This window comes from Bacillus sp. EB106-08-02-XG196 (assembly GCF_013396335.1).
Lineage (GTDB): Bacteria > Bacillota > Bacilli > Bacillales > Cytobacillaceae > Neobacillus.
Genome location: NZ_JABWSY010000022.1, coordinates 72,729 through 82,843 on the forward strand (window position 1 = coordinate 72,729; position 10,115 = coordinate 82,843).

Annotated in this window: 11 protein-coding genes; all 11 read right to left on the bottom strand. The window is 37.5% G+C overall.

Annotation, left to right across the window (positions count from 1 at the left end; all coding sequences use genetic code 11):
* Window positions 1-14: 14 nt before the first annotated feature.
* The 11 genes from MLOOGBEN_RS26230 to trmFO all read right to left on the bottom strand — a co-directional run bounded on the left by MLOOGBEN_RS26230 (window position 15) and on the right by trmFO (window position 9,713).
* Entirely contained in the window at window positions 15-803 is a 789-nt protein-coding gene (locus tag MLOOGBEN_RS26230) for a phosphatidate cytidylyltransferase (RefSeq protein ID WP_179161215.1), read from the bottom strand.
* A 44-nt stretch (window positions 804-847) separates the two neighbouring features.
* Complete coding sequence (locus MLOOGBEN_RS26235) at window positions 848-1,627, bottom strand: undecaprenyl pyrophosphate synthase (protein ID WP_179161216.1); 780 nt, start codon at window positions 1,625-1,627, stop codon at window positions 848-850.
* A 218-nt stretch (window positions 1,628-1,845) separates the two neighbouring features.
* The gene (frr, locus tag MLOOGBEN_RS26240; protein ID WP_179161217.1) at window positions 1,846-2,403 is read right to left on the bottom strand and encodes a ribosome recycling factor; all 558 of its coding nucleotides are present in this window, start codon (window positions 2,401-2,403) and stop codon (window positions 1,846-1,848) included.
* Complete coding sequence (gene pyrH, locus MLOOGBEN_RS26245; protein ID WP_179161218.1) at window positions 2,403-3,128, bottom strand: UMP kinase; 726 nt, start codon at window positions 3,126-3,128, stop codon at window positions 2,403-2,405. The genes frr and pyrH overlap by 1 nt, the downstream gene beginning before the upstream one ends.
* A gap of 111 nt (window positions 3,129-3,239) precedes the next feature.
* Entirely contained in the window at window positions 3,240-4,121 is an 882-nt protein-coding gene (tsf, locus tag MLOOGBEN_RS26250) for a translation elongation factor Ts (protein WP_179161219.1), read from the bottom strand.
* Between the two features lie 127 nt (window positions 4,122-4,248).
* Entirely contained in the window at window positions 4,249-4,953 is a 705-nt protein-coding gene (gene rpsB / locus MLOOGBEN_RS26255) for a 30S ribosomal protein S2 (protein ID WP_179161220.1), read from the bottom strand.
* A 191-nt stretch (window positions 4,954-5,144) separates the two neighbouring features.
* Window positions 5,145-5,924, bottom strand: a complete 780-nt coding sequence (gene codY / locus MLOOGBEN_RS26260) for a GTP-sensing pleiotropic transcriptional regulator CodY (RefSeq protein ID WP_179161221.1) — start codon at window positions 5,922-5,924, stop codon at window positions 5,145-5,147.
* A 53-nt stretch (window positions 5,925-5,977) separates the two neighbouring features.
* The gene (gene hslU / locus MLOOGBEN_RS26265) at window positions 5,978-7,381 is read right to left on the bottom strand and encodes an ATP-dependent protease ATPase subunit HslU (protein WP_179161222.1); all 1,404 of its coding nucleotides are present in this window, start codon (window positions 7,379-7,381) and stop codon (window positions 5,978-5,980) included.
* 16 nt (window positions 7,382-7,397) lie between these two features.
* Complete coding sequence (gene hslV, locus MLOOGBEN_RS26270) at window positions 7,398-7,940, bottom strand: ATP-dependent protease subunit HslV (RefSeq protein ID WP_179161223.1); 543 nt, start codon at window positions 7,938-7,940, stop codon at window positions 7,398-7,400.
* A 251-nt stretch (window positions 7,941-8,191) separates the two neighbouring features.
* Window positions 8,192-8,380 (bottom strand): hypothetical protein, encoded by a 189-nt coding sequence (locus MLOOGBEN_RS29020; RefSeq protein ID WP_218781337.1) that lies wholly within the window; start codon window positions 8,378-8,380, stop codon window positions 8,192-8,194.
* Window positions 8,381-8,405: 25 nt separating this feature from the next.
* Window positions 8,406-9,713 carry an FADH(2)-oxidizing methylenetetrahydrofolate--tRNA-(uracil(54)-C(5))-methyltransferase TrmFO gene (gene trmFO / locus MLOOGBEN_RS26275; protein ID WP_179161224.1) on the bottom strand — a complete coding sequence of 436 codons (1,308 nt, stop codon included), beginning with the start codon at window positions 9,711-9,713 and terminating at the stop codon, window positions 8,406-8,408.
* Window positions 9,714-10,115 lie beyond the last annotated feature (402 nt).

Here is a 10,115-nt window from a genome sequence, read left to right on the forward strand (position 1 = left end):
TCAACTCCCTAACTCTACCATAGATGAAAAAAGTGTAATAATGGCAAAACGAATAATAGACTATCGAAACGGTCAAGGATTCCACCATGACCTGGTAATATATTTCCAGAATCCTTCACATTAAAATGCCGTTTGAACGCAGATTGAACCAGATCACCAATTTGTCCAAAAATAGAAAGGACAACAGTTATCGCCATTAATGTAAATATTGTTGCATTGATTTCAGAAAATACTGCAAACAATACAGCAACAATTAAGGCTGAAACCACTCCACCTATAGATCCCTCAACCGTTTTATTCGGACTTATTTCCGGCCATAGTTTGTTTTTTCCAGTGGCTTTACCGATAAAATAAGCACCTGAATCAGTAGCCCATATCATGAATAATGAGTAGAAGATATAGACTATACCCGCATCACGAGTCTCAATAAAGAAGTAAAATCCAATTCCCACATAAATGGCTGATAAAACAGAAAAACCTGCATCTTCGAAGGTAAATCGATTCTTTGTTATCACGGTATTGGCCAATAACAAAAGGATTAAAGCAATACCCAGTTCTGTTTTTGTATAATTAAAAGTATTTACTATATCATAATACTGCTCTGGAAAAAGAATAACCCAGAGAAATAAAACAGTCAGCAGTCCATGAACAGAAAAAATACTAAGTTTTTTCATTTTTAATAACTCATACAATCCCACAGTTGCGAGGAAATATGTTAGGAGGACAAAAGGCAGTCCACCATAAAAAACAATTGGTAAAAATAAAGCAGCTGCTACAACTCCTGTAATGATTCTTTGCTTCATCTAAGATTTCAACACCTTTATAGTACTTGAGAGAGAGATACTTTTTAGATACCGCCAAAACGACGTTGACGGTTTTGATATACTTCAATTGCTTCAATCAGATGTTTTTCTCTGAAATCTGGCCATAATACATCCGTAAACCAAAACTCCGAATATGCTAATTGCCATAACATAAAATTACTTAGCCTGATTTCACCACTGGTACGAATCAATAAGTCCGGGTCATTGAGGTTAGAAGTCATCAGATACGAAGAGAAAATCTCTTCATTTAACTCGCCTTCTTTTAGTATTCCACTTTTATAATCATTTAAGACTTTTTTAGTGGCATCAATAATTTCGGATCGACTGCCATAGTTAAGTGCAAAGTTTAATACAAGTCCATCATTATTCTTTGTATCCTCAATCGCTCTTTGAATTGCGTTTAATGTATGTACCGGAAGTTGGTCTTGATACCCCATCATCGTTACTTGAACATTTTCTTCAATTAATTCAGGCAAAAAGGTTCCTAAAAATTCTTCTGGAAGCTTCATTAAATAATCCACTTCGTTTTTTGGACGCTTCCAATTTTCAGTTGAAAAAGCATATAACGTAAGTGTTTTGATTCCAAGGTTGTTGGCTAACTTCGTTATCTTACGCACGACCTTCATACCTTCATGATGTCCGGCAATTCGTGGCAAGGCTCTCTTCTTAGCCCAACGTCCATTGCCATCCATAATAATCGCAACATGTTCCGGTACCGGCAATTTTTTAACCTTTTCTATATTTTCTCGGAGTATGGAAGAGTTATTGTTTTGATTCTTCCAAAGCCTTATTTTATTAAACATAACATTGCTCCTCCAAATTAAGATAATCATTTCCTCCGATAATAGATCATGCCCACAGAGACTGTGTTGAAATATATGAAGAATGCTGATTTTTGCATGCTTTTATCATACCAAAAAAGTAAAAATATATCTTCTACTAAATAAGTTATGTACTTGTACAAGAAATAAGAATGCCGAATAGTTAAAAAACCCCCTAAAAAAGAGGGTTCTCACAATAATTAAACTTCCAAGATTTCTTTTTCTTTGTCTTTTGTTATTTGGTCAATCTTACTTATGTGCTCGTCTGTTAGTTTTTGGATATCATCTGAATAACCTCTAAGGGCGTCTTCCGTAATTTCTCCGTTTTTCTCTAGCTTTTTCAAATCATCGTTACCGTCACGTCGAATATTACGAATCGCTACTTTTGCCTCTTCGGATTCTTTCTTCACTAATTTCACTAGTTCTTTACGGCGTTCTTCAGTCAATTGGGGGATGGCCAGTCTAATGACCACACCATCATTTGATGGATTTAACCCTAAATCAGATTTTAGTATCGCCTTTTCAATATCACCAAGAATAGATTTATCATAAGGCTGGATGACAAGGAGTCTCGCTTCTGGAGTAGAAATTCCAGCCATTTGATTCACTGGTGTCGGTGCTCCATAATAATCAATTGTAATTCTATCTAGTAAAGAAGCACTCGCTCTCCCTGCACGAATACTAGCAAGCTCACGGGAATATGCTTGAATTGCTTTAAGCATTCTATCCTTCGTTGCTGAAACCACTTGTTTTGGCATTAATTTTTCCCCCTAACAATCGTTCCAATTTTTTCACCCATTACTGCGCGTTTAATATTTCCTTGTTCCATTATCGAGAAAACAATTAGTGGAATATCATTATCCATACATAATGAAGATGCAGTTGAATCCATAACAGCTAATCCTTCTTTGAGAACATCAAGGAAAGAGAGGTCGTCATACTTCGTTGCATTAGGATCAATGCGCGGATCGGCAGAATACACACCATCAACATTATTTTTTGCCATTAAGATGACTTCTGCGTCGATTTCGGCTGCACGTAAAGCCGCAGTTGTATCGGTTGAGAAATACGGATTTCCTGTTCCGGCTGCAAAAATAACCACTCTCTTTTTTTCTAAATGTCTCATTGCTCGACGTCTAATATATGGTTCTGCAACTTGACGCATTTCTATTGAAGTTTGTACTCTTGATTCAATTCCCAGGTGTTCTAAACTGTCCTGAAGTGCTAAAGAATTCATTACAGTGGCTAGCATCCCCATATAATCAGCAGTTGCTCTGTCCATTCCCATCTCACTGCCTATTTTACCACGCCAAATATTACCTCCGCCAACAACAACAGCCACCTCAACACCAAGTTCTGCAATTTCCTTTACTTGTCCAGCGATTGATTTTATTACGGATGGTTTAATACCAAAGCTTGATTCTCCTGCAAGTGCTTCCCCGCTTAATTTTAGAACGACGCGTTTGTACTTAGGACCGCTCATATGAACCTCCTTATTATGTATATTATTATAAAAAACCCTTTAAAAATAGGGAACACATCGTGTTCCCTATTTAAAACATATTTTGCGTATCGTACCTTATAACCAAACCTATTACTTTTTATTAACTTGGTTCATAACTTCTTCAGCGAAGTTGTCTTCACGCTTTTCAATACCTTCGCCCACTTCATAGCGTACGAATTCACGTACAGAAGCGCCTTTTGACTCAACGAACTGACGAACTTTTTGGTCAGGGTTTTTAACAAAAGTCTGGTCAAGTAGGCAAACATCTTCAAAATATTTTCCAAGACGGCCTTCTACCATTTTTTCTACGATTTTTTCTGGTTTTCCTTCGTTAAGAGCTTGTGTAGTTAAAACTTGACGCTCATGCTCAACTTCTTCTTGAGAAACTTGATCACGAGATACATATTTAGGTTTTAATGCTGCAATGTGCATAGATACATCTTTAGCAGCATCTGCATCAGTAGTTCCTTCTAGAACTGTTAATACACTAATACGTCCTCCCATATGAAGGTATGCGCCAAATGCATCATTATCTGTTTTAGAAACTACAGTAAAACGACGAAGTGATAGTTTTTCACCAATTTTAGCAATAGCAGCATTGATATAGTCTGCTACAGTCACTCCATTAATCGTTTGTGCAGAAGCTTCTTCAACTGTTGCTGGTTTGTTAGCAAGCAAGTGTGCAGCTAATTCTTTTACTAGGCTTTGGAAAGCTTCGTTCTTTGCAACGAAATCAGTTTCAGAGTTTACTTCTAAAATAACTGCTTCGTTTCCTTCAGCAACAACATATGTTAACCCTTCTGCAGCAATACGGTCGCCTTTTTTCGCAGCTGAAGCGATTCCTTTTTCACGTAAGAAGTCAATTGCCTTTTCCATATCACCATTTGTTTCTGTTAAAGCCTTTTTACAATCCATCATTCCTGCGCCAGTTTTTTCGCGTAGTTCTTTTACCATTTGTGCAGTAACTGCCATGATTTTTTCCTCCTTTAATTCCTATGTACATACTAATAGCTTAGCCATTGAACGCTAAGATTAACCTTTAAAAAAAGGTGATAAAGGGTCTCCCTCTTATCACCTTTTTTAGTTCAAACTATTTGACTTACGCTTCTACAGCTACTTCTTCACCTTGTTTTGCTTCAAGGATAGCGTCAGCCATTTTACCTGTTAAAAGCTTAACCGCACGAATCGCATCGTCATTCGCAGGAATAACTACATCGATTTCGTCTGGATCACAGTTAGTATCAACAATTCCTACGATAGGAATGTTCAATTTTTTAGCTTCAGCAACTGCGATACGCTCTTTACGAGGGTCGATAATGAAAAGTGCATCTGGAAGCTGCTTCATATCTTTGATTCCGCCTAAGAATTTTTCAAGGCGTTCTTGTTCTTTCTTTAATTGAACTACTTCTTTTTTAGGTAATACTTCGAAAGTACCGTCTTCTGACATTCTTTCAATATCTTTTAAGCGACCGATACGCTTTTGGATTGTTTCAAAGTTTGTTAAAGTACCACCCAACCAACGTTGGTTAACAAAGTACATACCTGAACGAGCTGCTTCTTCTTTAACAGAATCTTGAGCTTGTTTCTTAGTACCAACAAAAAGGATCGTTCCGCCATTAGCAGCTAGATCTTTCACCCAGTTATAAGCTTCTTCAACTTTCTTAACTGTTTTTTGTAGGTCGATGATATAGATACCGTTTCTCTCTGTGAAGATATATTTCTTCATTTTTGGGTTCCAACGGCGAGTTTGGTGTCCAAAGTGTACACCAGCTTCAAGCAATTGCTTCATTGAAATTACTGACATGTTTTTTTCCTCCTATGGTTTCGTTTTCCTCCGCTTAGTCTCATTTTTAAACAGCAACTGTATAAACAGCACCGGCTGCTTAAATCAACAAGCGTGTGTAATAACACCGTTAAATAATATAGCACATGTGCGAATAACAATCAAGTTCTACTTTCAAAAAAAATCCCCAGTAAGACCGGGGATTCGTTTCATTAGTTAGATCTTAATTTATCAAGTTCAACCAGGAACTTATCATTTAGAACTTTAATGTATGTTCCCTTCATACCAAGAGAACGAGATTCAATGACTCCAGCACTTTCAAGCTTTCTTAAAGCATTAACAATTACAGAACGAGTAATACCAACACGATCTGCAATTTTCGAAGCAACCAACAAGCCTTCGTGTCCATTTAGCTCTTCAAAGATATGTTCAATCGCTTCAAGCTCACTGTAAGATAATGAACTGATTGCCATTTGAACTACTGCTTTGCTTCTTGCTTCTTCTTCGATTTCCTCAGACTTTTCACGTAGGATTTCCATACCAACAACTGTTGCACCATATTCAGCAAGAATAAGGTCATCATCATGGAATTTCTCTTGTAATCTTGCAAGGATTAAAGTACCGAGGCGCTCACCGCCGCCGATGATTGGAACGATTGTAGTTAATCCTTCACGGAATAAATCTCTATTTTCTACTGGAAATGCAGTATATTGACTTTCAACATCAAGATTTGAAGATGTTTCTGAAATATTAAATAGACCATTCGTATATTCTTCAGGAAATTGACGATCCTCTAGCATCTTTTTCATGCGATCATTTTCTATTTGCTGATTAATCGCATAGCCAAGAAGTTTTCCTCGGCGGCTGAGAATGAAAATATTCGATTCGATAACTTCACTTAGAGTTTCAGACATTTCTTTAAAGTTTACCGGCTTTCCTGCTGCCTTTTGTAATAACACATTAATTTTTCTAGTTTTTGTAAGTAAATCCATTTGTTTCTTCCTCCTAATTAACTGGAACCATTATTAATTTAATTGATATATAATTATAAGATAAATTGGCTTAAATCTTTATTTTTTGATATTGCTCCAAGCTTATCGTCAACATATTGCGGAGTAATGGCAACCTTCTCCATTAAAATATCAGGTGCTTCAAACGATAAGTCTTCTAATAATTTTTCTAATATTGTGTGAAGTCTTCTTGCCCCGATATTATCTGTATTTTGATTCACTTCAAAGGCAACTTCAGCTATTCTACGAATAGCATCGTCAGAAAATTCAATTTGTATACCTTCTGTTTCCAATAATGCTTGATATTGTTTAATTAAAGCATTATCAGGTTCAATCAAAATCCTAAAGAAATCTTCTACCGTTAATTTCGTTAATTCAACACGAATCGGCAGACGTCCCTGTAATTCTGGTATTAAATCCGATGGTTTTGACATATGAAAAGCCCCAGCGGCGATAAATAAAATATAATCTGTTTTTATTGATCCATATTTCGTCACAACCGTAGAACCCTCAACGATTGGTAAAATATCTCGTTGGACTCCTTCACGAGACACATCTGCTGAAGAACCGCCAGTGTTTTTGCTGGCTATTTTGTCAATTTCATCAATAAAGATGATACCTGTCTGTTCAGCACGGTAAACTGCTTCAGTGGTAACCTCATCCATATCAATCAACCTTGCAGCTTCTTCATTTGTTAATACTTTCCTTGCCTCGCGTACTGTTAATTTTCTTTTTTTCCGTTTCTTTGGCATAAAGCTGCTGAGCGCATCTTGCATGTTCATCCCCATTTGTTCCATCCCTGAACCTTGAAGCATATCAAACATGGAAGGTGATTGCTCTTCAACTTCAACCGTAACCATCTCTTCTTCTAATTGACCAAGAGCAAGCTTTTCCCTTACTATCTTACGTTTTTCAGTAACAGAGTAATCCTCTTGTTGAGTATCCTGATCTGGAGCTGCATTGCCGCCGCCAAATAACATTTCAAGTGGATTTTTATAATTTTGTGCTTTCTTTGCTGATGGAACAAGTAAATCAACTAGCCTAGCATTTGCGTTTTCCTCTGCACGTTCCTTCACAGACAACATTCTATCCTCTTTAACCAATCTGACAGATGTTTCAACGAGGTCACGAACCATAGATTCCACATCACGGCCCACATAACCGACTTCTGTAAATTTCGTAGCCTCTACTTTAACGAATGGAGCACCAACCAGTTTCGCAATTCTTCTGGCAATTTCCGTTTTACCAACACCCGTTGGACCAATCATTAAAATATTTTTAGGAATAATTTCTTCGCGGAGTTTTTCGTTTAACAAACCTCGTCTATATCGATTTCTAAGTGCAACCGCAACTGCCTTTTTCGCATCCTTCTGACCAATAATATATTGATCAAGTCTCTCAACAATTTGACGCGGTGTTAGGTTATCTGTTTTAGCCATTTTAGGTTCCCTCCCGTTAGAGCTCTTCCACGATAATGTTGTGGTTTGTATATACACATATTTCTGCAGCTATTTCTAAAGAAGCCTTTGCAATTTCTTTTGCTGAAAGATGGTCACCTGCATATTTCTTTAGAGAACGTCCAGCTGCTAGCGCATAATTACCACCAGAACCAATTGCGAGAATTCCATCATCAGGCTCAATTACTTCACCTGTTCCTGATATTAGGAGTATATCTTCCTGATTCATAACAATTAACATGGCTTCTAGTTTTCTTAGGACCTTATCGCTTCTCCACTGTTTAGCAAGCTCAACAGCCGCTCGTTGGAGGTTTCCATTATATTCTTCTAATTTCCCTTCGAACATTTCAAAAAGGGTAAAGGCATCGGCAACAGATCCGGCAAAACCAGCTAATACTCTTCCATTAAATATCTTTCTAACCTTTTTTGCTGTGTGCTTCATCACTACAGCATTACCAAATGTGACTTGACCATCACCTGACATTGAACATTGACCATTATGATGGATTGCAAATATCGTCGTGGCATGAAATTGGTTCATCTTTCTTCCTCCTCTTGCATTTTACTAATGGCTCTTTTCTAAGAAAAGAGCATGCAAACTTAATTTCGAGCACAAAATAGTTTGTTCCTCGTTAAAATCGGCTTTAGGATTTTAACAACTAATCTTTACGAAAACAGCCTGACTAGTAAACCTATGTAACAAGAGATTGTCATAAGTAGACAAGTGCATTACACTAGAATAGTATGAAAACTTTATTCATTTATTCCCTTTTATATATGGGCATATACGTTTCAATTGATTCCATTAAATCCGACTTGTTCACCCATGAACAAGATGAATTTACACAAAGCATTATGGGATTGTCCAATTGTATATTGTGATAAAGTTCTCTCCATTTGTAAATGGTTGTGAAAGAACGTTACTAAATCAGTCACATTTATTACTATGTCCACCTCACAAAGGCTACTAAAGCGTAACACACTTCTTTTCCCCTTGCAATAAATTTTACAAAACTTTCACAAAGTTCTGAATTGTTTCTAAGGCTCTGTTTGCATGTTGCATATTTCGTTCCTGTTTTCCTTTAATTTTTTCAGGTAATTCCGGAAACAGTCCAAAATTTGCATTCATTGGCTGGAAATTCTTTGCGTTAGCTGTGGTGATATAACGTGCCATACTTCCAATTGCAGTTTCAACAGGAAATTCGATCGGATTATTTCCTTGTGCTAATCTAGCAGCATTTATTCCAGCAGCTAATCCACTTGCAGCCGATTCTACATATCCTTCCACACCTGTCATTTGACCAGCAAAAAACAGATTTTCACGTTCCCTAAATTGATAAGAAGCTTTAAGAACCTTTGGTGAATTGATAAAGGTATTTCGATGCATAACCCCATAGCGGACAACCTCTGCATTTTCAAGTCCTGGTATTAACTGCAGGACTTCTTTTTGTGGACCCCATTTCAAATGTGTCTGGAATCCAACAATATTATAAAGGGTTCCTGCTGCATCGTCTTGTCGTAGCTGCACAACCGCAAATGGTCTCCTTCCTGTCTTTGGATCCTCTAAACCAACTGGCTTTAATGGTCCGAATAACATTGTTTTCTTGCCTCTTTGTGCCATGACCTCGATTGGCATACAACCTTCAAAAAAGATTTCCTTTTCAAATTCCTTTAAAGGTACGGTTTCTGCTGCAATTAGCGCTTCATAAAAGGTGTTGAATTCTTCCTCCGTCATTGGACAATTTAAATAAGCTGCTTCACCTTTATCATATCGTGATTTCAAATAAACCTTATCCATGTTAATGCTGTCTTTTTCAAGAATTGGTGCTGCAGCATCATAAAAGTAAAGGTAATCCTCGCCCGTTAAAGATTTTAGTTGTGCGGATAATTCGGGACTTGTTAATGGACCCGTTGCGATTACCGTTATCCCCTCAGGAATTTCTGTCACTTCTTCATTAATGACCGTTACATTCTCATGATTTCTTACCATTTCTGTCACTTTAGCGGCAAACTCATGACGGTCAACCGCCAAGGCGCCTCCTGCTGGGACCGAGCATGCATCAGCAGCAGCGATAATAACAGAATCGAGCAATCGCATTTCTTCCTTTAATACACCAACCGCATTCGTCAAGGTATTTGCTCTTAAGGAATTGCTGCAAACTAATTCAGCAAACTTGTCAGTATGGTGAGCGGGTGTTTGTTTAACTGGTCTCATCTCATAAAGTCTAACTTTAACACCACGTTTTGCAATTTGCCACGCAGCCTCACTCCCAGCCAAACCAGCTCCGATTACATTTATTGTTACATCGTTCATGTTTAACCTCCTGATTTTTCAAAGCTGATGTTCCATAAATCTAGCTTTACTTTTTACTATGATTACTTTTCCCTCTTTTTAGCCCATCTTGCATTGTACTATACGAATCAAAAACAAAAAAGTTTTATGTTTACAAAAAAAAAAGCGGAAGCGCCTTGTTCAGGGGCGACAGGCATAAGACAAGCCGGCATGAAGGTTGCGCTCTTTAACCTTCTTGACGGATTGGCTTATGACCCCGAGCCCCTAGGCGCTAGAGCTGGATTAAAAAAAGCGGAAGTTCAGGAGCTGGATTAAAAAAAATAGGAAAAGAGTGAGCTGAGCTCACCCAGGCTGTCGAGAAACTCTCGACAGCCTTTTATTTTTTCATAAACTTTAATGATTCACCGCGTTAATTTGATATAA

What these genes read in the sequence shown, in the direction of transcription:
- MLOOGBEN_RS26230 (WP_179161215.1), bottom strand. Translation starts at nt 803, where the DNA reads ATGAAGCAAAGAATCATTACAGGAGTTGTAGCAGCTGCTTTATTTTTA.
- MLOOGBEN_RS26235 (WP_179161216.1), bottom strand. Translation starts at nt 1,627, where the DNA reads ATGTTTAATAAAATAAGGCTTTGGAAGAATCAAAACAATAACTCTTCC.
- frr (WP_179161217.1), bottom strand. Translation starts at nt 2,403, where the DNA reads ATGCCAAAACAAGTGGTTTCAGCAACGAAGGATAGAATGCTTAAAGCA.
- pyrH (WP_179161218.1), bottom strand. Translation starts at nt 3,128, where the DNA reads ATGAGCGGTCCTAAGTACAAACGCGTCGTTCTAAAATTAAGCGGGGAA.
- tsf (WP_179161219.1), bottom strand. Translation starts at nt 4,121, where the DNA reads ATGGCAGTTACTGCACAAATGGTAAAAGAACTACGCGAAAAAACTGGC.
- rpsB (WP_179161220.1), bottom strand. Translation starts at nt 4,953, where the DNA reads ATGTCAGTAATTTCAATGAAGCAATTGCTTGAAGCTGGTGTACACTTT.
- codY (WP_179161221.1), bottom strand. Translation starts at nt 5,924, where the DNA reads ATGGATTTACTTACAAAAACTAGAAAAATTAATGTGTTATTACAAAAG.
- hslU (WP_179161222.1), bottom strand. Translation starts at nt 7,381, where the DNA reads ATGGCTAAAACAGATAACCTAACACCGCGTCAAATTGTTGAGAGACTT.
- hslV (WP_179161223.1), bottom strand. Translation starts at nt 7,940, where the DNA reads ATGAACCAATTTCATGCCACGACGATATTTGCAATCCATCATAATGGT.
- trmFO (WP_179161224.1), bottom strand. Translation starts at nt 9,713, where the DNA reads ATGAACGATGTAACAATAAATGTAATCGGAGCTGGTTTGGCTGGGAGT.